Genomic DNA, 23,949 nt, shown 5'->3' on the forward strand with positions numbered 1-23,949 from the left:
TCACCGGCGTGCACGGAGCCGGGCCTCGCGCGGTGGGCGGATGAACTGCAGTTCCAGCGTGGCCGGGGGCTTCGCCGTGCCGGGACCGCCGTCGGCGGCCCAGCGCAGGACGTCGTCGGTGCAGTCGTCGTCCATGGCGAAGCCGATCCAGGTCGCCCGGCCGCCGGCTTGGCGTCCGGCGGTGGAGGGCTGGACGACGATGACGTTGGCCTGGTCGCAGGGGCCGAGGCAGTCTGTCGTACGGACCTGGAAGCCGTGTTCGGCCGCTGCGGCGCGCAGCCGGTCCAGCTGCCAGGCGTGGTCGGTGCCGATGGGGGTCCCCCCGGTCGAGCGAAGCCGAGACTGGGGGAGCTTGCGCGGGTTGCCGCAGCAGCAGCCTCGGCACACGACCAGCGTGCACGGCCGGTTCGCCGCACGGATCACTGCCCGGTTCACAGGGCGGTCCGTGAAGGCAGGCCGTATGCCCGGACGCGGCCGTCGCGGTGGGCGGTGATCAGCAGGTGAGGTCCGGCCCAGGCCAGCGCGGCGACCGCGGAGTCGACGTCGTCGAGTGTGCGCACCGGGCGCAGCCGGTTGGCCGGCTGTCCGGCGGTGGCAGACCACAGGGCGACCGTGCCGTCGTGGCCGCCGCTGGCGAGGTGTCCGGCGGGGCCGGGCCGCCAGGCGAGCGCGGTGATCGTCTCGTGGCAGCGCAGCTGGCGTGGTGTGGTGCCGGCGGGGCCCTTGCCGGAGAAGTCCCAGACCGTCAGGTCGGGGGCGCCGTCGGCGGCGAGCCAGAAGCCGGTGTCGTCGAAGGCGAGGCGGGAGACCTTCTCCGGGTAGCCGGACATGGTCAGTTCGCTGCCGTCGCGGGTGCGCCAGATGTGGATGGAGGCGTCCTGGTTGCCGCTGCAGATCCACTTCTCGGTCGGGGCGACGGCGAGCGCCAGGTGCGAGCCGATGTAGGGATAGGTGACCACTGGCTGCGCGGTGTGCCTTTCGTGGCCGCGCACGGCTCCGTACGCGGCCACGGCCAGCCGGCGCCCCCGGCGCAGCCAGGCGAGGTCGGTGACGGTGGACGCGGCGGGCTCCGTACGCCACAGCTCATCGCCGTCCGCGTCGAGTACGAGTGTCACGCGTCCGGAGGCGATGGCCACCCGTTCGTCGTTGGCCCAGGCGGCGGAGGAGGACCAGGCGCCGGATTCGCGCACGATCACGCGCCCGTCCGTGCGCCGCCACAGTGCGTACCCCCTCGGTCCGGTGGCCGCCAAGTGACTGGCTGAAGGGGAGAGTTGGGCCTTCAGGGCGCCGCCGGGAAGGTCAAGTGCGCCCATCTCGGCGCCCATCGCGGCATCGAGGACCCGTACTGTTCCCTCGGCTCCGGCGACGGCCACGAGGTCGCCGCTCGCGCTGAGGGCGACGGGCGCGTCGTCGATGGTGATCTCCCAGGCAACGGAGAGGGCCTGGTCGGGGGTGGTGATGCTCACGCGGCGGCTCCCGCCGTGGCCAGGCAGTCGGCGAATCCTCACTCCAGCTCGTCGCGGTCGAGGTTGCGGCCGATGAAGACGAGCCGGTTGCGGCGGGGTTCGCCGGTTCGCCACTGGGCTCCTTCCTCGCCCATCAGCAGCATGTGGACGCCCTGGAAGACGTACTGCCTGCCCGAACCCGCGATGGCGAGGATGCCCTTGGAGCGGAAGATGTCGGCGCCCTTGGTGCGCAGCAGGTTGCCGAGCCAGGCGTTGAGGCGGGTGTCGTCGACCTCGCCGTCGAGTTCGATGCCGACGGAGGTGACGGTGGTGTCGTGCTGGTGCTCCGTTTCGGTGAGGAAGGACGGGTCGTCCTTCAGGACGCGGTCGAGGTCGAAGGCGCCGACGTCGAGGATCTGCTTGAGGTCGACTTCGGCGTTGCGGGCGCGCAGGATCTGCACGGGTGCGTTGATGGCCTTCACGCGTGCCTCGACCTCGGCGATGGTCGCCTCGTCGGCGAGGTCGGTCTTGTTGAGCACGATCCGGTCGGCGAAGGCGATCTGCTCGACGGCCTCGTTCTCCACGCCTTCCGTCTTGACCTCGTCCAGGTGCTGGAGTACGTGGGCGGCGTCGACGAGGGTGATGATGGCGTCCAGGCGCAGCTGGGCGGCGATCTCGTCGTCCATGAAGAAGGTCTGGGCGACGGGCGCGGGGTCGGCGAGGCCGGTGGTCTCGATGAGGATGTGGTCGAACTTCTCCCGGCGGCGCATCAGGGCGCCGAGGATGCGGATGAGATCTCCTCGGACGGTGCAGCAGATGCAGCCGTTGTTCATCTCGAAGATCTCTTCCTCTGCGTCGAGGACGAGGGCGTCGTCGATGCCGATCTCGCCGAACTCGTTCTCGATGACGGCGATCCGCATCCCGTGGTGCTCGGTGAGGATCCGGTTGAGGAGAGTGGTCTTGCCCGAGCCGAGGAAGCCGGTCAGTACGGTGACAGGTACCCGCTCGTCACGGGGCTCCTCCGGCGTGGTCGCTTCGGTCATCAGGGTCAGGCTCCTTCAGGTGCGGTGGCGAGCAGGACGGCCTTGAGGTCGTTCTCGGTGATCTCGTCGGTGGGTCGGTGCAGGGTCCAGCGGCGGGCCTTGCCGTCCATCGGCAGGACGGCGACCACGGTCTCCCGGGGCGGGCAGCCCGGTTCGGTGCAGGCGAGTTGGCGGATCATGACGGCGGTGTCGTCGTCGAGGTCCAGCAGGGTGCGTACGGTCTCCTTCAGCTCGCGCAGGTGCGGGCTCGGTGCGGCGGGGTTTCCTGGTCCGAATCCCAGTGGCATGGCGGCAGTTCTCCTCACTCGGTGGTGGGTTGGCAGCCGGTGCAGACACCGGTGAGTTCGACGGTGTGTTCCACCGCGGCGAATCCGGAGTCGGCGGCGATTCGTCGGGCCCACTCCTCGACGACCTCGGAGTCCACCGGTCGGCTGCTGCCACAGGCGCGGCAGATCAGGTAGTGGCGGTGTTCATCGGTGGGCCGCCACCGGTAAAGCCGTTCACCGGCACTGGCTTGGATGACGTCGACTGCGTCCGCGGCCTCCAGGTCACGCAGTCCTCGGTAGACGGTGGTCAGCCCGATCCGTGTGCCGTCGGCCGTCATGCGCGCGTACAGGTCCTGCGCGGAGACGAAGTCGTGACAGTTCGCGAGAGCTTCCACAAGGGCCGAGCGTTGCCGGGTGGGTCGCTGTTGGGTCAACGGGTCGCTCACGCCGACGTTCACCCCCTAATGCCGTACCGAACCCGAGCTAATGAAAATGAAATCCATCACCACATGAACGATAGCTCATGTATAGCTGGATGTGCGAGGCACCGGTGGGGGCGTCTCGCCGGTCAGGGGAGTTCTCCGACTGGCGGTATGCGGGGTCAGTGCACGCGCCGCTCCTCCAGCGGTGCGGCGCGCAGTCGTCCGGTGGCGTCGCGGCCGTTGGCGTTTGCCAGCGCAGACCCGGAGGCGGCCGAGGCGCGGGGAGTGCCGGTACGCACACTGTCGTTCGCCTTCATGATCGTGCTGGGACTCGCGGTCGCGCTGTCCGTGCAGATCGTCGGCGCGCTGCTGGTCCTCACCCTTCTGGTCACTCCGGCCGCCGCCGCGGCCCGGATCACCGCCTCACCGGTGCTGCCGCCCGCGCTGAGCGTCGTCTTCGCCGTGGTCTCGATCGAGGGCGGGATCCTGCTGGCCCTGGGCAGCAGCATCCCCATCAGCCCCTACGTCACCACCATTTCCTTCTCGATCTACCTCGTGTGCAGGTTGGTGGGCACCTACCGGACCCGACAGTGGGGAGCCGGACGAATCGCTCCCGAGCCCGGCTGACCAACGCTTGCGCCTTCCCTCCTGGCGTCTGATCCCCGCGTCAACAGCGGGTCGGGGTTCACCTACGGCTCCCCTGCGTCCCGCTAGGCCGTTCACCCCCGGACATCACGGCAATCTCATTGCCAAAGCTTGATGAAAATGATTATCGTCTTGTACGTGCCCGAGGGGGCATGAACATGACCCATGGGGGGTTCCTCTTGCGTACCCGCAGACGCCTGCTGACCGTCACCGGCATCGCCGCCGCCGCGCTCGCCACCGCCGGTCTCAACACCTCCGCCTTCGCCGCCACCACCCTGAGCAGCGGACACGTCGACGTCCTCGACGCCGAATGGGACGGCACCGACCTGCACCTCCACGTCCACGACGAGGAGACGAACACCGAGTACGAGCCCGCCGATGTGACGCTGTCGGTGCCGGCAGCCGGAAAGGTGACCAACCCGGGCTGCGGCTTCCTCGGCTCCGGCAGCCAGGTCTGGCTGCTGCCGGACACCGAGGTCGAGGCCGACGCCGCCGGGGTGCTCTTCCCGGGCATCTCCACCGAGCACCTCACCACCGGCGTCTTCGCCAACAACAACGTCACGTACACCCTGGTCAGCGCCACCCGCAACAGCGCCGCCACCGAGGACTTCAGCATCTACGCGGGCAGCTGCGCCCGCTGGTTCGACAGCGACACCAGCACGACCAGCTTCAAGTCCAGGACCTTCGGCGTCGGCACGCACAACCACGCCAACTGGGCCTTCGAAGAGGCCGGCACCTACCAGCTCACCTTCCGCGTCCAAGGCACGGTCGGCGGCGTGACGGAGTCCGCCACCGAGACCTTCACCTTCAACGTCACCTCATGATCCGGGCCCTGACGCGCGACAGACGCGCCGTAACAAGCGCGGCGCTCATCGCGGCGGCCGCGGTGCTCGCAGGCGCGGCAGGGCTGGTCGCCGGCGGCAGCGGGAACGCCCGCGCCGCCGGCGGTGCCGTCGTCCTGGACGAGGGCGAGCTCGACTTCACGCCCCGACTGGCCGACGGAAAGCTCGAGTTGCAGATCGACGACCGCGGCACCGGTACGACGGTCGTGCAGGAGCCGTCCCAGGTCGTGCTGCACGCTCCGGCGTCCTCCCTGCAGTACACCGCGGACCCGGTGGCCACGGCGCTCGGCACGACGAACATGGACTCCTGGCAGCTCAACGGCTGGGAGGCGGAGAACATCTTCGCGCCGAAGCCTGGCTGGAACGGCTCCGCAGCGGGAGGCGACACCGAGGTCACGCTGTCCGGGTACGAAGGTCCCGGGGACTTCGGTCTGGCCCTGTACACCCGCGAGATGGACAACGCGAATGCTCCAGCGACCGCCTATCTCGGCAGTGCGGCCTCCGTCCAGCGCACCTTCACCCTGCCCGGCGACGAGGAACGGCTGCTGCCCATCTGGCAGTTCACCGCGGAGGGCGTCTACCGGCTGACCTTCACCGTGACGAGCGGCGGCTCCTCGGACACCGAGACCCTCGCTGTGGTCGTCGGCGACGACGTGGACCCGGCCGACGTCCTGCCCGGTGACGGCTCCACTCCGACGGCCTCCCCCACGGACTCGCCGACCGGCTCGGCGACTACGAGCCCGTCGCCCACCGCCCCGGCGGCGCACGTCATCGCCGAGGGCCACATCGACCTGGCGGCCCGCCCGGCAGACGGCGACCTGGAGTTCCGGATCAAGGAGGGCACCGAGCTCAACCACCAGTGGTACGAGCCGGATGAGGTCGTCATGCATGTACGCCCCGCCGCCAAGCGGAAGATCCCGGAGGGGTACGACTTCCTCGGCATCCCGGGCGACGCGGTGTGGTGGCTGCCGCTGCAGCAGAACGCCGGCATCGTGTGGCCGGGCTGGAACACCACGGAGTTCGCCAAGGCCGACCTCGACGGCCGCGTCTCCTTCCGGCTGGACTCCGTGCAGGGCCCCGGAAACATCGCGATGTTCCACAACAACGCGATGGGCGTCCCGGTCGTCTCGCTCAACAGTGGTGACGGTCTGCCCGACGCCCACACCCTCGGTGCGGGCACGCACAGCCACTTCGACTGGGTCTTCAGCGCCGAGGGCGTCTACCGCACCACCTTCACGGTCAGCGCCACTCTCGCCGACGGCACGAAGGTCAGCGACACGGAGACCATCGCCTGGGTGGTCGGGGACGACACGGATCCGTCGACCGTGGTGCCGGGTGAGGGCAACGAGCCGACGGCGACGCCGACGGCCACCCCGTCGGCGTCGGCCTCGCAGACACCGACCGCGACGGCGTCCCCGTCAGCGTCCGCGTCCGACTCGCCGAGCGCCTCGGCCCCGGCGACAGGCCCGGGTTCCGGCTCGTCCGGTACCGGCGGAAGTACGTCGACGGGCGGCAGCGGCACTTCGGCGACCGGCGGCCTGGCCTCCACCGGCGCGCAGGTCGGTGTGATCGCGGGCATCGCCGTGACCGCCCTGCTGATGGGCGGCGGCGCGGTGTTGTTCGTACGACGTCGCCGTACCGCTCAGTGAAAGCTCCGCGTACGACGGACCGGTGCCCGGCAGCCACCCGGTCCGTCGTACGCGGCATTGTCGTGTTGAAGAGAAGGAGGAGCCCCATGTGGGGCCACCCCAGACGCACCACCACCGCCGCCGCGCTGATCGCGGCGAGCGCGTTACTGTCCGGGTGCAGCGGGCTTCAATCCGAGTCGTCGGATGCTGAGTTGAGGGTGTCGACGACCACCGGGATCATCGCCGACCTGGTCGAGCAGGTCGGGGGCGAGCGCGTCGACGTCACCTCGATCGTGCCGCACCACGGCGACCCGCACTCCTACGAGCCCAGCCCCGGCGACGCGGCCAAGGTCGCCAAGGCCGACGTCGTGTTCAGCAACGGGCTGTTGCTCGAAGAGCCCGGGATCATGAATATGGTCCACACCAACGCCCGTAAGTCCGCCCCGAAGATCGAGATCGCCGAGAAACTGGAGCAGTACGGCGGCACGGTCATCAAGCTGGAGGAGGACCTCGGGCTGAACGTGCTGTGGCTCGGCTGGGCCGTGGAGGGCAAGGTCGAGGGCGACGGCTCCCAAATCCGTACGACCGCCACGAAGCTGGAAGGCCCCGGCGAGCTACGCGTGTATCTCACCGACACGCTCGGCAAGCCCAAGGTGTACATCGACTCCGCCGACGGCCTCGACGACGCCGACTCCTTCACCCTGCCGCCCGAGGCACACACCCACGTCAACTGGGCCTTCAGCAAGCCCGGAACCTACCGGCTGACCGTCCAGGGGCAGACCGAGACCCTCGACGGCAAAACCGAGGACATCGGCAGCGGCACCTTCACCTTCACCGTGGGCGATGACGCCGAGGCGCCCGCGGGAGCCGGAGTGCTCGATGGCGGGCACGCCGACGTCGCGCTCAACGCCGAGACCGGGAAGGTGTACGTCCGCGCCGACGACGACAAGAGCGGCGAGCCTGAGCGTCTCCCGGCCGACGGCGTGGTGCTGAACGTCCCCGACCGGGCGAAAGAGGCCGTGCCGAAGGAGGAGCCGTACGCCTTCCTCGGCAAGCCCGGCGACGAACTGTGGGTGCTGCCGCAGGCCGTGATCGGCAAGCACGTGCACGGCGACATGGACCCGCATGCCTGGGCGGACGTCGCCAACGCCGCCGCGTACGTGCGGCGGATCGAGGCCGAGCTGATCAAGGCCGACCCGGACGGGAAGGCGACGTACGAGAAGAACACCGCCGCCTATCTGAAGATGCTCGGCGCCCTCGACGAGGAGGTCGCCAAGAAGCTCGCCACCGTGCCGGAGCAGAACCGCAAGCTGATCACCACGCACGACGCCTTCGGCTACCTCGCGAAGGCGTACGGCATGGAGATCGCGGGCTTCGTCGTGCCTTTGCCCAACCAGGAGCCGAGCGCCGCCGAGGTGGAGGAACTCGGCGACACCATCCGGGAGAAGAAGGTCCCTTCCGTGTTCCTCGAGCCGAACCTCGCGGCACGCGCCGACGTACTGCGCCGGGTCGCCGAGGACGAGGAGGTCGGCATCTGCACGATCTACGGCGACTCGTTCGACGACAACGTCCACGACTACGTATCGATGATGCGGCACAACGCGACCGAGCTCGCCAAGTGCCTTGGGGAGGACGCCTGATGAGGGGCATGCGAAGGGTTCAGCGGGTCGCCGTGGCGGTGGTGCTCGCGGCCACCCTGGCCGGGGGCGGGGTCGCTGTCGCGGACGACGGTACGGCGCGTGCGGCAGAGTCCGGACTCGGCCGGATCGCCTACGCGGACGGGGCGCTGACCCTGGACCCGGCCGACGGCGCCCATGTGATCGAAGTCCGCGACTCGGGGGTGGCGGAGGCCGCGGCACCCGGGTGGGACACCACCGGCGTACCCGAGGGCGCAGTGGCCGGGGACACCGTGCGGTGGTCGCTGACCGGGCTCGACGGGCCTGGCGAACTGAAGGTGTACTCGGCCGACGGCGAAGACGAGGACGCGGGCGACCGCGCCGAAGACGCGCTGCTGTTCGACAGCGCGGACGACCTGCGTGACGAGCACGAGCTGCCGGTGGGCCAACAGGGCAACACGCGTTGGGAGTTCAGCGAGGACGGAACGTATCAGGTCATCTTCACCGCCGAGGCCACGACGACGGACGGGCAGGAACTGTCCGTCGGGACCGTGTACACGGTCGTGGTCGGGGACACAGCGGACGGGGAAGGCACGGGCAGCGCGGAGCCGGTCGCCGAGGAGCCTCCCACCGAGGAAGCCTCCGAGGAGGCGCAGACGCTGCCGTCGCCCGGGAAGGCCGTGGCGGAGGCGGAGGCGGCCGAGGCCGAACGGCGCACCGCCCTGGCCGCCACCACCGCTGCCACCGATGTCGTGTCCGACAAGAAGGTCCTCGACGAGGGCCACGTCGACTTCGCCGCCCGCGTCGTCAACAAAAAGCTGCAGATCCACATCAAGGACGGAACCGTCTCGGGGAAGACCACCTGGCGCGAACCCTCCTCCGTGGTCCTGCACGTCAAGCCCGCGGCCAAGAACACCCTCCCGGCGGGCGACGAGTTCGCGTTCCTCGGCAAGGGGGGCGATCCGGTGTGGCTGCTCGACCAGGTGCAGCAGGAGGGACTGCTGTGGCCCGGATGGTCGACGGACAACATCAAGGCCGGGGCGACCAAGGGAGGCGTGGAGTTCTCACTCACCAAAGTCGACGGTCCGGGCACCTATGCGCTCTACACCTACGACGCCATGTCGGGCGCGAACGTCCTGTTCAACAGCAAGGACGGAGTGCCGGACTTCTTCGACGTGCCCGCCAACACGCACGCACACGGCGGCTGGGCGTTCACCAAGCAGGGGACGTACCGGCTGACCTTCAAGATGAGCGGCACGCTCGCGAACGGTACGAAGGTCTCCGACACGGAGACGGTGACGTTCGTGGTCGGCGACACCGACCCCGGCACGGTGGCGCCGGGCGACGGCTCGGGCAAGGGAACCTCCGGAACGGCCGGGTCCTCCGGGACGTCCGGTTCTTCGGACACGTCAGGCTCCGCGTCCGACTCCGGCTCCACGGGCGGCTCTTCGACGGACGACTCCGACGGCTCGATGGCCTCTACGGGCGCCGGTCAGGCCGTACTCCTGGGCTCCGGGGCGGCCGCGCTCACCGCCGTGGGCGCCGTGGCCTTCCTGGCCGCACGGCGCAGGAGGACCGCGCATGGCTGACAGCGCGGACCCGCTGCTGCGGGTCACCGGCGCGACCGTCGTACTCGGCGGACGGACCGCCCTGGAGAAAGCCGACCTCTCCGTCGACGCGGGTGAGCTGGTCGGCCTCATCGGCCCGAACGGCGCCGGGAAGACGACCCTCCTGCGCGCCGTCCTCGGCCTTGTTCCCCTGGCCGCGGGGGCGGTGACCGTGGAGGGAGGGACCGGACGCCGGGCCGGGCGGCTCATCGGGTACGTGCCGCAACGGCACGAGTTCGCCTGGGACTTCCCCATCGACATCGCGGGCGCGGTCCTCACCGGCCGTACCCGGCAGATGGGCTGGCTGCGCCGCCCGGGCGCGGCGGACCGGGAGGCCGTGCAGCAGGCGCTGGAGCTGACCGGGCTCACCGATCTACGCCGGCGCCCGATCGGGGAGCTCTCCGGCGGCCAGCGGCAGCGGGTCCTGGTGGCCCGCGCCCTGGCCGCCGGCCCGCGCATCCTGCTCCTCGACGAGCCGTTCACCGGAGTCGACGTACCCACCCAGGAGTTGTTGAACGAGTTGTTCGGCCGACTGGCCGCGGAAGGCAGGGCGCTGCTGATGACCACCCACGACCTGGCGGCCGCCGCCCGCACCTGCCACCGGGTGGCGCTGATCAACCGCACAGTCGTCGCCGAGGGCGGCCCCGACCTCCTGGCCGACTCCGACCAGATGCTGCGGGCGTTCGGCCTCGACCGTGCGATCGGAGCCGTAGCGTGATCGAGTTCCTCACGGACCCTTGGCAACTGCCCTTCATGCAGAGGGCGTTCGCGGTCGCCGCAGTCATCGGCCTGGTGTGCGGCGTGATCGGCGTGTACGTCGTGCTGCGCGGCATGGCGTTCATCGGCGACGCGGTCGCCCACTCCGCCTTCCCGGGCGTCGCGCTCGCCTACGCCTTCGAGGGCAACCTCCTGCTCGGCGGCGCCGCGGCCGGCATCACCACGGCCGTCCTCATCGCCTTCGTCTCGCAGAACCGGCGGCTGAAGGAGGACACCGTCATCGGCGTCTTCTTCGCCTTCGCCTTCGGACTCGGCATCGTGCTGGTCTCCACGCGTGACAGCTGGACGACAGACCTGTCCTCCTTCCTCTTCGGCCAGGTGCTCGCGGTCAGCGCGGCGGACGTGTGGACCGTGGCCGCCATCGGTGCCGTACTCGTGCTCATGGTCCTGGCGATCGGCAAGGAACTGGTCGCCGTCAGCCTGGACCGCGAGACGGCACGCGCCGCGGGCCTGCCGGTGTTCCGCCTCGACCTGGCGCTGTACGTCGTCGTCACCACGACGATCGTGATGTCCCTGGAAGCGGTCGGCAACATCCTCGTCCTCGCCCTGCTCATCACCCCCGCAGCCACCGCCCGCATGCTCACCGAACGGCTGTGGGCGATGACCCTGCTGGCCTCGCTCATCGGCTGCACGGGCAGCGTCGCGGGCCTGTACGTGTCGTACGCCTACGACCTCGCCGCGGGCGGCTCGGTGGTCGTGGTCCTCACCGGCCTGTTCGTCCTCACTTGGTGCCTGGCGCCCCGCCACGGGCTGCTTGCGAAGCTTCTCCAGCGTCCGGACCCCTCGGCTCTCGCGTCCGCCGGCCGATGACCGCTGTCTCGGCCGCCCGCGCGTAGCGAGGGCGGCCGGCCTTCTCCGCACCCAAGAAACAGGTCCTTGTCCCAACCCAAGAAACAGGTAAGGAAACCTCGAACAACACATGCATGAATCGCCATATGTTAATGTCGCCATGCATGACCTGCGGAGCATGAGCCACAAGCGACCGAAAAGCACGCCCAGGAGCACGACATGACGACTGCCGCCGAACACCGCACCCACGACGGCCACACGCACACCCACGGCGAGGGCTGCGGCCACGTCGCCATCCCGCACGGCGACCACACCGACTACGCGCACGACGGCCACATCCACCGGGCCCACGAGGACCACGTCGACGAGTGCGCCGGCGCCGGACACACCACCCATGAGGGCCACGACCACCAGCACGGCGAAGGCTGCGGCCACGTCGCCGTCCCGCACGAGGACCACGTCGACTACGTGCACGACGGCCACCGTCACGCGGCCCACGACGGACACTGGGACGACCACTGATCCGGGCCGGCGTTCAGTAAAGGGAACACCAACCGAAAACCATTGCCACATGCTAATGTGTGCATATGGCAACCACCCCGCCCCCTTCCACGGCCGTGACGGACGAGCCGCTACGCGACCTGCAGGCCGCCAGTGACCTGCTGAAGGCTCTGGCGTCCCCGGTCCGCCTCGGCATCGTGCGCGAGCTGTCCCAGGGCGGAAAGTACGTCCACGAACTGGTCGCCGCCCTCGGAGTGAGCCAGCCGCTGGTCTCCCAGCACCTTCGAGTGCTGCGCAACTCCCGGATCGTGACGACCCGGCGTCAGGCCCGCGAGATCCAGTACTGCCTTACCGACGACCACGTCGCCCACATCGTGCTGGACGCCATCCGGCACGCACAGGAGTAGCCCGGCACCGTCACACGCGGCGGGGCCGGGCACCTCTTGTTAATGGGATCCGTTTTCATATAGCGTCGTCCCCACTCACGCGAGCCGGGGAGGCGGTCATGGCGCAGCGCGGCGCAGACCTGGGCACGATCCAGGAGACCCTTCTGATCCCGCTGTACGGCCGGGCGGTGGAAAACCGCAAGAAGGACCCGATCCTCACCGACCCCCGCGCCGAAGAGATCGTCGCGGCGATCGACTACGACTTCGCCCGCTTCGACCATCTGCCCAGCCTGACCGGCACGGTACTGCGCACCAGCCTGTTCGACCGCTGGGCGGCGGACTTCCTAACCGCCCACCCGGACGGCACTGTGGTGGAGATCGGCACCGGCCTCAACACCCGATTCGAGCGCACCGACAACGGCCGGGCCCGCTGGTTCGAACTCGACCTGCCCGACGTGATCGAGCTGCGCCGTACGTTCTTCACCGACACCCCACGGCGCACGACACTCCCCGCATCGGTCACGGACGAGGCATGGGCGACGACCGTCGCCGCGCACTCCGGCGGCCCGTACTTCTTCGCCGCCGAAGCCGTCCTGCCCTTCCTGACCGAGGCGGACGTCCACCACGTCGTCGACCTGCTGGCCACCCGCTTCCCCGGATCGACACTGGCCCTCGACACAACCGGACCCAGCTTCGTCGACGCCCAGGACCAGCACGACGCGCTGAGCAAGGTGGACGCCCGGATGCAGTGGACCTGCGCCGACCCGACGCAGCTCGCCGAGTGGCAACCGGGAGCTCGGATCCTCGCCTCCCACACGCTCAGCAGCCTGCCCACCCCGATGTACGGCGCACTCCCGGCCGCCACCCAGGAGATGCTGACCGGCCTCGCCGCGCAGCGGCTGCCTCAGGTCGAGGAGTACCGGCTCAGTCTGGTCCAACTGCCCTGAACTGCACGGTTATCTCATACAGAGACTGCCGAGGAGCGGGGCCGCGTCCAGTGCGTCCCGGGTCGCCGGCCGACGAGGTCGACACCGGTCAGGGCGATCCCGTTCCGGCTCCCGAGTTCGGTCCCGGCGCGGCTACAGCCGTAGCGAACCCGATCGGGTTCGCTACGGCCCACCGAGTCGTCACGCTTCTGCGGCCGGCCTTTCCGCCTCCTCTGCCTGGCGCAGTTGCTGCCGCACCTCGGCATCGATGCCCTGGGCGAGCTTGCGCTGGTGCTTCGCCGTCGAGTGCTGGTAGATCAGCTGGGCTCGCCCCGAGGACTGGCCGGCCCGGACCATGAGGTCCTTCAGCTTGGCGCCGGTGTCGGCGGCGAGGGTATTGCCGGTGTGGCGGAGGTCGTAGAAGCGGAAGTTGTCCGGCATACCGACCTTGGTCCTCGCCTTGCGCCACTTCCGTCCGAAGGTCGAGCGGCGGAAGGGCGCTCCCTTCTCGCCCACGAACAGGAGGCCGTCCGGCTCTTTCTCGGCGAACCACTGCAGGTGGCGGCGCAACTCGGGCTTCAGGAAGTCCGGCAGGTAGACGGTGCGCTTGCCCGCCCGAGTCTTGGGATCGCCGGTGACGCGCCTGCCGTTGGTCAGCTCCGGGGAAGCCTGTGTGACGCGCAGGGAGCATTCGTCGAGATCGACACTGCGACGGCGCAGTTCGGCCAGGACCTCAACCGGCTCCGCACCACCCCCGGCCTTCTGCCCGCCCTCCAGGCTGCAGGCCGCACCAATGCCGCCCGCTACCCCCTGACCGCCACCGCCGCAGCCCTGACCGACCTCGGCAAACAGCTCGCCTGACCACGCACGCCGCAACGGGATCCGCGCCCGGCTCGTCACTACGCTGAGCGCCGGGACACCGCACGACACGACCCACGATCGATCGGGAGACCATGGCGCTCGACCTCGACACCGCCCGCATCCACCAGCTTCTCCACGACGGCGTCCGCGACGAGGTGTACCCCGGCGCCGTCTGGGCCGTTGGCGACAGCCTGGGGACCGCTGCCAGCGGGACCGTGGGCGTCCTGGATCCCGAGCAACCCAGCGAGCCCATGCGGCACGACACCGTCTTCGACGTCGCCAGCCTCACCAAGATCCTGGCCGTATGGTCGACCATCGGCTGCCTCGTCGAGGACGGCAAGCTGCAACTCGACACTCTCCTCGGCGATTACTGGTCCGAGGTGAGCGGGCACCCTCTGGCGCAGGTGACCGCTCGTCATCTGCTCACCCACACCGCCGGTGTCCCGCTCCGGGCCAACCTGAAGAACCTGTACGGCACCGATCCCCAGGACGTCCGCGACGGCGTCCTCCGCGAGGCCCTGCACCGGCCGCCCGGCGAGGCGGTCGAATACACCGACCGCGCCGCCCTCATCCTCGGCTACCTGGCCGAACACCTCTCCAGCCAGAGCCTCGACGCACTCGCAGCCAACCGTGTGTGGCAGCCCCTCGGCATGACAGAGACAAGCTTCGGGCCCTTGCCCACCGACACAGCCGTGCGCTGTGCGCCCACCGAACTCGACGACGGGACGCGGACCCATCTTCGGGGAACCGCACACGACTTCTCCGCCCGCTTGCTCGGCGGGGTGTGCGGCATCGCAGGCGCCTTCTCCGTTCTCGACGACCTCGCCACGTTCCTGCGCTACCTGCTCGCCCCAACCCGGTCAAGCGAGGCACCCGGATTCGGCCCAGACTGGATCAAGGAATCCCTGCAGATCCACACAGGGGAACTGACCCCGCCTCGTGGACTGTTCTGGCACCCGGCCCCCGACACCACGCCCGAATCCGACGACATCTGGGTCCACTACGGCTTCACCGGCACGGGCGTCTGGGTCTCACCTGGCAAGGACCGATGGGCGGCCCTGCTCACCAACAAGCTCTACTACAGCCGCGACCGCGAGCCACTCACCCACGTCCGCAACACATTCCGCTCACTCGCCTTTGCGTGAGCTGAGCCGGTTTCGGACTTCGGCCAAGCGGCCGGGACCGGACCTCTTTGCTTGGTCTGTGTCTGCAGCCATCCCATCAGCGTCTGACGGAAGCCGCGGCCAGGACACCGGCACCAGCCGAGATTCCGGCAAGAAGCCCGAAGAGCGCCGGATACCCCCCGAGTTCTCCCGCGAGGGCCGCTCCTGCGAAGGGTGCGAGTGCGCTGGCGGTGGTGACGGGGGCTGCGAGAAGGCCGGAGAGGTGGCCGTAGTGGGTGGTGCCCCAGCGGTCGGTGACGGCGGTGGCCTGGAGGAGGGTGAGGTTGCCGCGGACCATGCCCGCGATGATGGCCAGGAGGAGAAGCAGGGAGTAGGGGCCCGGTGTGATGGCGAGGGCCGCGGTGGTCGCGCCACCCGCAGTGATCAGTGTGACCGTGCGGGTGGTGACGCCGGTGTGGCGGGCGAGGGTGGCGTAGAGGGTGCGGCCGAGGGTCTGGCCCGCTCCGCCGAGGCCGAGGGCCCAGGCGGCCGCGGTGGGGCTGGCTCCGCGTTCGGTCAGCAGCGGGACCAGGGCGATGACGACGGCGTACATCGCGAAGCCGTTGAGGGTGAGTGCGGCGCCGAGCAGGAGGAAGGGGCGGCTGCGGGCAACTGCCCTGACCTCGCTGGTCGGTTGGTTCTGCGGCCGGGGTGCAGGTGGCCAGGGAGCTCGGAGTGCGAGTGCGTGGGCGGGGATGGTGACAGCGGCGAGGATTGCCGCGAGGACGGCGTACGTGGCACGCCAGGTGAGGTGCTCGGCGAGGGCTGCCGTCAGGGGTGCGAAGACGGTGGAGGCCAGGCCGCCAGCGAGGGTCACGATCGTGAGGGCGCGGACGCGGTCCTTGCCCCACCAGCGCGTTACGGCGGCGAAGGCGGGGTGGTAGAAGGTGGCGGCCATGGCCGCCCCTGCCAGTATCCAAGCGGCCGTGAAGGCAAGGAGGTTGGGCGCGCACGCGATGCCCAGTACGGCGGTGGCGCCGAGCAGCGAGCCGGTTGTCATGACCGCGCGCGGGCCGCTGCGGTCGAGGATGCGGCCGACGGGGATGCCGGCGAGCGCGGAGACGATCAGGGCGGCGGAGAAGGCGCCAGTCGTGGCGGTGGTGGACCAGCCGGTGTCGGCGGTGATGCGGGAGTTGAGGACGGGGAAGGCGTAGTAGACGATGCCCCAGCTGGTGATCTGGGTCAGGCAGAGGGCGGGCAGGACGGCGCGGGGCCGCGACCGGTCCCCGGTTCCGGTCGCGGCCTGGCGGGCGTGGAGGTCGGTCACGACGGTCAGCAGCCCCCGGAGGAGGCTGGGGCGCCCACGCCGATCTGGAGGGTGGTCGGGGCCGCGCAGCAGCCACCGCCGTCGCCGCCCTGCGCGGCGTCGGGCTCGTCGAACAGGCCCGCGCCACCGCAGACTCCGGTCTCCGGGAGGGTGAGTTCGACGCGTTCGGCCGCCTCGCGGTCTCCGGCGAGGGCGGCGGTGATGGAGCGGACCTGCTCGTAGCCGGTCATGGCGAGGAAGGTCGGTGCGCGGCCGTAGCTCTTCATGCCGACCAGGTAGACGCCCTGCTCCGGGTGGGAGAGCTCGTTCACGCCGTGCGGGTAGACAGTGCCGCAGGAGTGCACGTTCGGGTCGATCAGCGGGGCCAGCGCGGTCGGCGCCTGGAGACGGTCGTCGAGCCCGAGCCGGACCTCGGAGAGGAAAGATAGGTCCGGGCGGAAACCGGTCAGGACGATCACCTCGTCCACCTGGTCCAGGCGGCGGCCGTCGTCGGCGACCAGGACCAGCCGGTCGCCGTCCTGCTCGACGGACTCAGTGCGGAAGCCGGTGACGGCGGACGCGTGGCCGTCCTCCACCGCGGCCTTGGCGCGCAGGCCGAGGGCGCCGCGGGCGGGGAGTTGGTCGGCGTCGCCGCCGCCGTAGGTGTTGGCGCTGATGCCGCGGCGCAGGATCCACACCGCGTGCGTCCCGTCCTCCTCCTTCGCGAGGTCCGCGAGGTAGGCGAGGGCGGTGAAGGCGGAGGCGCCCGAGCCGACGACGGCGGTGCGCTTGCCCGCATAACGGGCGCGTACGGACGGGTCCTTGAGGTCGGGGACGCGGTAGGAGATGCGGTCGGCGGCCGTCTTCTCGCCGAGGGCCGGCAGGCCGTTCGCGCCGATCGGGCTGGGCGTCGACCAGGTGCCGGAGGCGTCGATGACGGCGCGGGCGGTGATCCGTTCCTCGCTTCCCTCCGCCGTGCGGATGTGCATGGTGAACGGCTGCTCCTCGCGCCCGGCGTCGACGATGCGGTCGCGGCCCGCGCGTGCCACGCCGGTCACGGTCGCGCCGTAGCGGACCTTGTCGCCGAGCACGTCGGCGAGCGGCTGCAGGTACCGCTCGGCCCAGTCACCGCCCGTGGGGTAGGTAGCGCCGTCCGGACGTACCCAGCCGGTCGGGGCCAGCAGCTTCTCGGCGGCCGGGTCGGTGACCTCCGCCCACGGGGAGAAGAGCCGCACGTGCGACCAGTCCCGGACTGCCGTGCCGACTGACGGTCCGGCCTCCAGGACCAGCGGTTCGATGCCGCGCTCGATGAGGTGGGCAGCGGCGGCCAGGCCGATCGGGCCGGCTCCGATGACCACGACGGGCAGCTGGTCGGTGGTGGACGCGCTCACGACGATTCCCCTTTGCTTCGACATCCGTCGATCTCTTGCGCAGCCAGCATGGCACCTGATTCGATGTGCGTCAACATAGACATTTATCGAATCTGGAGATCTGGGGGGCTCTCGCATGGAACAAGTCGACGTTGCAGTGATCGGCGGTGGCCAGTCCGGCCTGGCCACCGCATACGCCTTGCGCCGGCAGGGACTGCAGCCGGTGATTCTGGAGGCGAGCGACCGGACGGCCGGGTCGTGGCCGCTGTACTACGACAGCCTCACCCTCTTCTCCCCTGCCGGATACAGCTCACTGCCGGGGGTGCCGTTCGATGGAGACCCGGACCGCTACCCGCATCGGGACGAGGTCGTCGCCTATCTGCTGCGCTACGCCGACCGCCTGGACGCCGATATCCGCACGGGAACGCGCGTACTGGAAGTCCGGCCGGACGGCGACTCCTTCGCCCTCACCCTGAAGGGCGGCACACAGCTGTCCGCACGGGCCATGGTCTCGGCGTCCGGCATCTTCGGACGTCCCCATCGCCCGGCACTGCCGGGCCTGAAGAGCTTCGCCGGCGCCATGCTGTACGCAGCCGAGTACCGCGCGCCCGAACCCTTCGCGCGACAGCGTGTCGTGGTCGTCGGGGCCGGGAACTCCGCCGTTCAGATCGCCGCCGAACTCGGCGCCCATGCCCAGGTCACCCTGGCGACGCGGCACCCAGTCCGCTTCGCCCGGCAGCTCACACTCGGCAGGGACCTGCACTGGTGGCTGACACGCACGGGGATCTACGTCCTGCCGGTCGGCCGTTTCCTCCGCACACCACCGACCCAGCTGGTCATCGACGACGGCCGCTACCGAGCAGCCGTCACGGCCGGCGCCCCGGACCGGCGCCCAGTGTTCACCGGCGCCGACGGCTCCAAGGTCACCTGGGCCGACGGGAGCGCCGAGGACGTCGACACCATCCTGCTGGCCACCGGCTACCGCCCCGACCTCGGTTACCTGACCCCGCTCGGCGCCCTCGACGAGCACGGGCACCCGCTCCACCGGGAAGGCATCTCACTCACCCATCCCGGTCTGGCGTACGTCGGGCTGGAGTGGCAGCGCAGCCTGTCGTCGAACTCCTTGCGCGGGGTCGGCCGGGACGCTGCCCGCATCGCGCGCCACCTGGCCGCTCACCCGACCCGGAGCTGAGCCCGGTCGCGCTCGACATCCCCTCCCTGGTTCGACATGTGTCAACATAGACGTATGTCGAACGTCAAGGCGCTGCCGCTGCTGGAACCCGAGGCCCACGAGGCCGTGGCGCCTTGCTGCCCGCCGCTGACCGAGCGCCCCTTCACCGCCGAGGAGGCCGAGCGGACGGCACGGATGTTCAAGGCGCTCGGCGACCCGGTCCGCCTCCGGCTGTTCTCGGCTGTTGCCTCGGCTGAAGCCGGTGAGGCATGCGTGTGCGACATTTCCGACGTCGGCGTCTCCCAGCCGACCGTCTCCCACCACCTGAAGAAGCTCAAGGAGGCGGGCCTGCTCACCTCCGAGCGGCGCGGCACCTGGGTCTACTACCGGGTCGAGCCGTCCGTACTCGCGGCGATGAGCAAGCTGCTGACCACCACCGCAACACCCTGACCGATCCGCCCCGGCGGCGGTGGCGGCTGATGGTCTCCTCCGGTCGGTCTGCGGTGGAATCGGCGGATCGTCCAGTGCCGAGGCTCCGATCGCTGCGGGAGACTACCCGGCATGACCGAAACCGCGCCGCCCGCCGACCAGAGAGCCGTCGACCAGGAGAAGTGGCTGACGCCGGGTGTGCGGGGCATCGGCAGTGCCAGTTTCCTGGCCGATGTCGGCCACGAGATTCCCACCGCCTTGCTGCCGTCGCTGCTGACCTCCACTCTGGGTGCCCCGGCCGCGGCTCTCGGAGCCATCGAAGGGGTCTCCGACGCTCTCGCCGGTGCGGCCCGGTTCGGGGGCGGCGTGCTGGCCGACGACCCGGGCCGACGGCGCAAGGTCGCCATCGGCGGCTACACCACCACCGCCGTGCTCGGCGCGGCCACGGCCGGCGCGACGGCTGTATGGCAGGTCGGCGTGCTGCGGGCCGCCGCGTGGACCGCTCGTGGGTTGCGGGTTCCGGCCCGCAACGCGCTGCTGGCGGACATCGTGCCGGCGAAGGCGTACGGGCGGGCGTATGGCTTCGAGCGGATGATGGACAACCTCGGCGCGATCTTCGGTCCGCTCCTCGCACTCGGGCTGGTCGCCTGGGTGGGCGTGCAGTGGGCGATCGGGCTCTCGGTGATCCCCGGCCTGCTCGCCGCCCTGGCGATCGCCTACGCGATCCGCCACACCCCGCGCCCGAGCCGCCGCGACAAGGTGCTGTTGCGCATCCGGCTGCGGCCCGTGCTGCGGGGCGATCTGGGCAGGCTCATGGCGGCCGTCACAGCGTTCGAGGTCGGCAACGTGGCCGCCACCCTGCTGATTCTGCGCGCCTCCGAACTGCTGACACCCGAGCACGGCACGAAGGCAGCCACGACGATCGCGCTCGGCCTCTACACCGCCTACAACGTCGCCGCCACCCTCGCCTCGGTGCCCGCCGGACGCCTCGCCGACCGGCTCGGTGCCCGCGGCCCTCTCCTCGTGCTGGCCGGGGGTGCGGCCGCCTTCGCCGCCGCGTACGGGCTGTTCGCCGTCACCGGCGCGGTCGCCACCGTCCTGGCGATCCCGTTCCTGCTCGCCGGTATCGGCATCGGTGCGGTGGAGACCGCCCAGCACGCCGCCGTCGCCTCGCTCGCCCCGAAGGAGCTGCGCGGCTCCGCCTTTGGACTGCTGGCGGGCGTGCAGTCGCTGGGAAACCTGGCTGCCTCAACGGTGGCCGGCGTCCTGTGGAGTGCGGTCTCCCCGACTGCGGCCTTCACCTACCTCGCCGCCTGGATGATCCTCGCTCTGGCCGGCCTGCTTATAGCAGCGCGGCGGTGACGAGGAGAGAAGCGGCTGGCATGGCGCCAACGCGTCAGCAGACGTTCGCTCTCCCGTCACCAACTCCCGTTTCACATAGGTAAGCATCTATGTCCTGACGGATGAGGAGCGCAGCGGCTGCCAAGGGCGTGGCTCTGCGCTCCGGTCTGCCCGTCCCGGATCGCTTTCAAGGGGAGACCGAGGGTGCAGCACCGACGCAAGGACCGACGGCGCGTTCTCCTACCGGTCGGCGCCACGGCGGCCGCCGTGGCGGTGGCGCTGGCCGGCGCACTGTTGATCAAGATGAAGAGCGAGGACGGCGACGACACCGACCGGAACACGTCCACGGCACCCCCGGCCGTAGCCCGCGCCGACTGTGCCAAGCAGGGCAAGGTGCCCGGTTCCGGGTCCACTGCGCAGCAGAACGCGATGAAGCGGTGGATCAAGGAGTACGAGCGGTCGTGCCCGGGCGTGCGGATCGCCTACAACCCCGTGGGCTCGGGCGCGGGGGTGAACCAGTTCCTGCTGGGCGGCTTCACGGCGTTCGGCGGTACCGACGGGGCATTGAAGCCCGTTGACGTCGAGCAGTCCCGGGCGGTGTGTCCGGGAGGCCGGGCCATCGACCTGCCAATGGTGGGCGGACCGATCGCCATTGGGTACAACCTCCCGGGCGTGAACGGTCTCGTGATGGACGCGCCGACCCTTGCGAAGATCTTCGACTCCCGCATCACGCAGTGGAACGACCGGGCGATCCAACAGCTGAACCCCGGCGTGAACCTGCCCAACCTCTCCATCAAGGCCGTGCACCGGTCGGACGACTCGGGCACCACCCAGAACCTCAACGCCTACCTGGCCGGAGCGGCGCCGGCCCAATGGCCGTACCCTGCGGAGAAGTCCTGGCAGGGCAAGGGCGGTTCCTCGGCCGACAGGTCGGACGGTGTCGTCTCGGAGGTCACCTCGTCCGTGGGCGCGATCGGCTACTTCGAGCTCTCCTTCGCCACCGCCCGCAAGATCGACACGGTGCGGATCGACACCGGGGCCGCCGAGCCCGTCGAGGCGTCCACCACGACCGCCTCCGCGGGCATTGCGGCGGCCGAAGTCATCGGCAAGGGCAAGGACTTGACCCTGAAATTCGACTACGACACGTTGGCGGCGGGCGCGTACCCGATCGTGCTGGTGACGTACGAAATCGTCTGCGACCGCGGCAACGACAAGGAGGTGCTGCCCGCCCTCAAGTCCTTCCTGGCCTACACCGCGAGTGAGGAGGGCCAGGAGATCCTCCCCGAGATCCACTACGCACCCCTGCCGGAGAACGTCGCCGAGCAAGTGCGTGGGGTCGTCGCAACGCTGTCGTGACGGCGTCGCTCAGCCGTGCCCTGTGTCCAGGAGCGCGGCGAGCTCGCGAGCGGCTTCGCGTGCGGGGCGGAACCGACGCCGATGAGGGTGGCGGAAGCAGGGCCCGTCCAGTCGCCGTAGCCGAGAAGGCGCAGGCGCGGTTCGGCCACGGACCGCGTGCCGACCGTGGCGATGTGGCCACGTCGGCCGCGCAGCCCCAGGGGCGCCAGGTGCGACAGCGCCGGACGGAAGCCGGTGCACCAGATGACCGCGTCGGCAGGCGCTCGGGTGCCGTCGGCCCAGACTACGCCGTCACGTTCGAGGCGTACGAACATGGGGGATGCCTTGAGCAGCCCGGCGTCCCGGGCCTCGCGTACGGGCGGTACGGCGACGATGTCGCCCAGGGACGCGACGCCGCCGGTGTCCGTGCGGCCCTCGTCGAGGGCGCGGCGGCGGGCGGTGGCCGCGTCGAACAGGGCGCGGCCGTCGATGTCGTCGGCGAGGAAGCGGGGCGGGCGCTGGGTCACCCAGGTCAGCTCGGTTTCGTACGCCAAGTCCGCGGCGATCTGCGCGCCGGAGTTGCCGCCGCCGACCACGACGACTCGCTGCCCTGCGAAGTCGCGCGGGCTACGGTATTCGACGGTGTGCAGCTGACGTCCACGGAACTCCGACCGGCCGGGCACGGCAGGCAGGAAGGGACGCCACCAGGTGCCGGTGGCGCTGACGACAGCCCCGGCGCGCCAGCTGCCCGCGTCGGCCTCGACGCGCAGATGCCGGCCGTCGCGGTGAACCCCCAAGACTCGTACGGCACGGTGCACGGGAAGGTCGTAGCGCCGCTCGTACTCGGTGAGGTAGCCGACCACGTGGCGCGCGTCCGGGTACGTCTCCCCCGCCTGTACGGGCATCGGGCGCCCCGGCAGCGAGGAGTACGCGGCCGGAGAGAACAGGCGCAGTGAGCCCCAGGCATGTTGCCAGGCGCCGCCGGGCTCGCTCTGGGCGTCCAGGACCACGAAGTCCAGGCCGAGCCGGCGCAGGTGGAAACCAGCGGCGAGCCCGGCCTGACCGCCGCCGATCACCACCACTTGCGTCGTGTGCGTCACCCGGCGGAACGCTCGGAGGCGGTCCGGTCGGGCATGAAGATCAGCGCCACGAGCGCCAACCCCACCACAGCGCCGACGATCTGCATGCCGATGAACCCGGCGACCGAGCCGGGCGCGATACCCGCGAACGTGTCCGTGAAGGCACGGCCGATCGTCACCGCCGGGTTGGCGAAGGACGTCGACGAGGTGAACCAGTACGCGGCGCCGATGTAGGAGGCGACGGCCACCGGGGCGAAGCGCAGACCGTCGGTGCGGGCCAGGCCGAAGATCAGCAGGATCAGGCCGGCGGTGGCGACGACCTCACCCAGCAGCAGCTGTCCGGCCGAGCGGTCGTGTGTGGACCACTCCACCAGGGGCTCGCCGAACATGGCGTCCGCCAGGATCGCGCCCGCGATGGCGCCGACGATCTGGGCCGGGATGTACACGGCTGCATCGCGGAGGGTGACCCCGCTGCCGCCGCGTCGGCCGGTCCACCACTCGGCCAGCGTGACGACCGGATTGAAGTGCGCGCCGGAGACGGGGCCGAGCAGGAGGATCAGGACGCCGAGGCCGAAGACGGTGGCGAGGGAGTTCGCCAGCAGCTGTACACCCACGTCGCGGCTCAGGTCGGTGGCCTGAATGCCGGAGCCGACCACGACCGCCACCAGGGCGGCGGTGCCGACGAGTTCGGCGGCGGCTCGTGCGAGGAGGGGTCTGCGTGGCGGTGCGGCATCCGCCGGCGCCTCGGAGTCGACGACAGGTATGGCGGACGCCACGGCTGCGGATGCTTCGGTGCGGGTCACGGACAGGCCCTCTTGTTGTCGGCGGCAGTACGGGCGGACTCGGCCAGATCGGCGAACTGACCGGCGAGCGCGGTGATGACGTCCGGGCGCAGCCTGTAGTACGTGTACCGGCCGCACGGCTCCGTCTCCACGACCCCGGCCTCGCGCAGCACTCTCAGATGGTTGGAGAGGTTGGTCTGCCGGGCACCGGTCTCCTCCACCAGGTGGGTGGTGCACAGCATCTCTTTGGCGAGCAGGGTCACGATCTGGAGCCTGAGC

The 23,949-nt window shown here is 70.3% G+C and carries 23 protein-coding genes and 4 pseudogenes; 16 read left to right on the top strand and 11 right to left on the bottom strand.

Features of this window, described 5'->3' with window-relative positions:
• The 5 genes from ADL12_RS24620 to ADL12_RS24640 are packed head-to-tail and all read right to left on the bottom strand — an operon-like array spanning window position 1 to window position 3,212.
• Window positions 1–435 carry a (2Fe-2S) ferredoxin domain-containing protein gene (locus ADL12_RS24620; protein ID WP_062705225.1) on the bottom strand — a complete coding sequence of 145 codons (435 nt, stop codon included), beginning with the start codon at window positions 433–435 and terminating at the stop codon, window positions 1–3.
• Window positions 432–1,466, bottom strand: coding sequence for a WD40 repeat domain-containing protein (locus ADL12_RS24625; RefSeq protein WP_062705227.1), 1,035 nt, complete (start codon window positions 1,464–1,466; stop codon window positions 432–434). The genes ADL12_RS24620 and ADL12_RS24625 overlap by 4 nt, the downstream gene beginning before the upstream one ends.
• A 38-nt stretch (window positions 1,467–1,504) precedes the next feature.
• Entirely contained in the window at window positions 1,505–2,488 is a 984-nt protein-coding gene (locus ADL12_RS24630) for a CobW family GTP-binding protein (protein ID WP_062705229.1), read from the bottom strand.
• A 5-nt stretch (window positions 2,489–2,493) separates the two neighbouring features.
• The gene (locus ADL12_RS24635; protein WP_062705231.1) at window positions 2,494–2,775 is read right to left on the bottom strand and encodes a hypothetical protein; all 282 of its coding nucleotides are present in this window, start codon (window positions 2,773–2,775) and stop codon (window positions 2,494–2,496) included.
• Between the two features lie 14 nt (window positions 2,776–2,789).
• On the bottom strand, window positions 2,790–3,212 hold the full coding sequence (locus ADL12_RS24640; protein ID WP_341846377.1) for a Fur family transcriptional regulator: 423 nt from the start codon (window positions 3,210–3,212) through the stop codon (window positions 2,790–2,792).
• A 198-nt stretch (window positions 3,213–3,410) separates the two neighbouring features.
• Between ADL12_RS24640 and ADL12_RS24645 the strand changes: the two are divergent.
• The 10 genes and pseudogenes from ADL12_RS24645 to ADL12_RS24690 form a co-directional block, all read left to right on the top strand.
• Window positions 3,411–3,803 (top strand): annotated as a pseudogene (locus tag ADL12_RS24645) (metal ABC transporter permease); the annotation flags it as partial.
• 197 nt (window positions 3,804–4,000) lie between these two features.
• Window positions 4,001–4,645: a choice-of-anchor M domain-containing protein gene (locus tag ADL12_RS24650; protein ID WP_063806728.1), complete on the top strand. Its 645-nt coding sequence runs from the start codon at window positions 4,001–4,003 to the stop codon at window positions 4,643–4,645.
• Window positions 4,642–6,312, top strand: coding sequence for a choice-of-anchor M domain-containing protein (locus ADL12_RS24655; protein WP_062705234.1), 1,671 nt, complete (start codon window positions 4,642–4,644; stop codon window positions 6,310–6,312). The genes ADL12_RS24650 and ADL12_RS24655 overlap by 4 nt, the downstream gene beginning before the upstream one ends.
• Before the next feature lie 86 nt (window positions 6,313–6,398).
• Complete coding sequence (locus ADL12_RS24660; RefSeq protein ID WP_062705235.1) at window positions 6,399–7,931, top strand: anchored repeat ABC transporter, substrate-binding protein; 1,533 nt, start codon at window positions 6,399–6,401, stop codon at window positions 7,929–7,931.
• Window positions 7,931–9,496: a TIGR03773 family transporter-associated surface protein gene (locus ADL12_RS24665; RefSeq protein WP_079052250.1), complete on the top strand. Its 1,566-nt coding sequence runs from the start codon at window positions 7,931–7,933 to the stop codon at window positions 9,494–9,496. The genes ADL12_RS24660 and ADL12_RS24665 overlap by 1 nt, the downstream gene beginning before the upstream one ends.
• Window positions 9,489–10,232, top strand: a complete 744-nt coding sequence (locus ADL12_RS24670; protein WP_062705237.1) for an anchored repeat-type ABC transporter ATP-binding subunit — start codon at window positions 9,489–9,491, stop codon at window positions 10,230–10,232. The genes ADL12_RS24665 and ADL12_RS24670 overlap by 8 nt, the downstream gene beginning before the upstream one ends.
• On the top strand, window positions 10,229–11,101 hold the full coding sequence (locus ADL12_RS24675; RefSeq protein ID WP_062705238.1) for an anchored repeat-type ABC transporter permease subunit: 873 nt from the start codon (window positions 10,229–10,231) through the stop codon (window positions 11,099–11,101). Before ADL12_RS24670 ends, ADL12_RS24675 begins: the two co-directional genes overlap by 4 nt.
• Before the next feature lie 198 nt (window positions 11,102–11,299).
• Window positions 11,300–11,602 carry a hypothetical protein gene (locus tag ADL12_RS24680; RefSeq protein ID WP_062705239.1) on the top strand — a complete coding sequence of 101 codons (303 nt, stop codon included), beginning with the start codon at window positions 11,300–11,302 and terminating at the stop codon, window positions 11,600–11,602.
• Between the two features lie 65 nt (window positions 11,603–11,667).
• Complete coding sequence (locus ADL12_RS24685) at window positions 11,668–11,988, top strand: ArsR/SmtB family transcription factor (RefSeq protein WP_062705240.1); 321 nt, start codon at window positions 11,668–11,670, stop codon at window positions 11,986–11,988.
• A 98-nt stretch (window positions 11,989–12,086) separates the two neighbouring features.
• Window positions 12,087–12,914 (top strand): class I SAM-dependent methyltransferase, encoded by an 828-nt coding sequence (locus ADL12_RS24690; RefSeq protein ID WP_062705242.1) that lies wholly within the window; start codon window positions 12,087–12,089, stop codon window positions 12,912–12,914.
• 180 nt (window positions 12,915–13,094) lie between these two features.
• Here the strand turns inward: ADL12_RS24690 and ADL12_RS24695 are convergent.
• Window positions 13,095–13,628, bottom strand: a pseudogene (locus ADL12_RS24695) (tyrosine-type recombinase/integrase); the annotation flags it as partial.
• Here ADL12_RS24695 and ADL12_RS56750 point away from each other — a divergent pair.
• Both ADL12_RS56750 and ADL12_RS24700 read left to right on the top strand, forming a co-directional pair.
• Window positions 13,617–13,754, top strand: a pseudogene (locus ADL12_RS56750) (glycosyltransferase); the annotation flags it as partial. The pseudogenes ADL12_RS24695 and ADL12_RS56750 sit on opposite strands and share 12 nt — an antisense overlap.
• 92 nt (window positions 13,755–13,846) lie before the next feature.
• Window positions 13,847–14,899, top strand: a complete 1,053-nt coding sequence (locus ADL12_RS24700) for a serine hydrolase domain-containing protein (RefSeq protein ID WP_062705244.1) — start codon at window positions 13,847–13,849, stop codon at window positions 14,897–14,899.
• A gap of 76 nt (window positions 14,900–14,975) precedes the next feature.
• Here ADL12_RS24700 and ADL12_RS24705 read toward each other — a convergent pair whose 3' ends face one another.
• Together ADL12_RS24705 and ADL12_RS24710 are read right to left on the bottom strand one after the other, a co-directional pair.
• Window positions 14,976–16,184: an MFS transporter gene (locus ADL12_RS24705; protein ID WP_062705246.1), complete on the bottom strand. Its 1,209-nt coding sequence runs from the start codon at window positions 16,182–16,184 to the stop codon at window positions 14,976–14,978.
• 5 nt (window positions 16,185–16,189) lie between these two features.
• Window positions 16,190–17,554 (bottom strand): NAD(P)-binding domain-containing protein, encoded by a 1,365-nt coding sequence (locus ADL12_RS24710; RefSeq protein WP_062705248.1) that lies wholly within the window; start codon window positions 17,552–17,554, stop codon window positions 16,190–16,192.
• Between the two features lie 115 nt (window positions 17,555–17,669).
• Here ADL12_RS24710 and ADL12_RS24715 point away from each other — a divergent pair, with 115 nt between their 5' ends.
• The 4 genes from ADL12_RS24715 to pstS all read left to right on the top strand — a co-directional run bounded on the left by ADL12_RS24715 (window position 17,670) and on the right by pstS (window position 21,830).
• Window positions 17,670–18,725: a flavin-containing monooxygenase gene (locus tag ADL12_RS24715; RefSeq protein ID WP_062705250.1), complete on the top strand. Its 1,056-nt coding sequence runs from the start codon at window positions 17,670–17,672 to the stop codon at window positions 18,723–18,725.
• Window positions 18,726–18,779: 54 nt separating this feature from the next.
• Window positions 18,780–19,154, top strand: a complete 375-nt coding sequence (locus ADL12_RS24720) for an ArsR/SmtB family transcription factor (protein WP_062705252.1) — start codon at window positions 18,780–18,782, stop codon at window positions 19,152–19,154.
• Between the two features lie 111 nt (window positions 19,155–19,265).
• On the top strand, window positions 19,266–20,495 hold the full coding sequence (locus ADL12_RS24725; protein WP_062705254.1) for an MFS transporter: 1,230 nt from the start codon (window positions 19,266–19,268) through the stop codon (window positions 20,493–20,495).
• 183 nt (window positions 20,496–20,678) lie between these two features.
• The gene (gene pstS, locus ADL12_RS24730; protein WP_167364431.1) at window positions 20,679–21,830 is read left to right on the top strand and encodes a phosphate ABC transporter substrate-binding protein PstS; all 1,152 of its coding nucleotides are present in this window, start codon (window positions 20,679–20,681) and stop codon (window positions 21,828–21,830) included.
• Window positions 21,831–21,839: 9 nt separating this feature from the next.
• Here pstS and ADL12_RS24735 read toward each other — a convergent pair.
• The 3 genes and pseudogenes from ADL12_RS24735 to ADL12_RS24745 all read right to left on the bottom strand — a co-directional run.
• Window positions 21,840–22,909: pseudogene (locus tag ADL12_RS24735) on the bottom strand (ArsO family NAD(P)H-dependent flavin-containing monooxygenase).
• Complete coding sequence (locus tag ADL12_RS24740) at window positions 22,906–23,691, bottom strand: aquaporin (protein ID WP_062705256.1); 786 nt, start codon at window positions 23,689–23,691, stop codon at window positions 22,906–22,908. The pseudogene ADL12_RS24735 and the gene ADL12_RS24740 overlap by 4 nt, the downstream one beginning before the upstream one ends.
• Window positions 23,688–23,949 (bottom strand): ArsR/SmtB family transcription factor (locus ADL12_RS24745; protein ID WP_063806727.1); only part of this gene is annotated, 262 nt, incomplete at its 5' end. The genes ADL12_RS24745 and ADL12_RS24740, both read right to left, overlap by 4 nt.

Source organism: Streptomyces regalis (assembly GCF_001509475.1).
Lineage (GTDB): Bacteria > Actinomycetota > Actinomycetes > Streptomycetales > Streptomycetaceae > Streptomyces > Streptomyces regalis.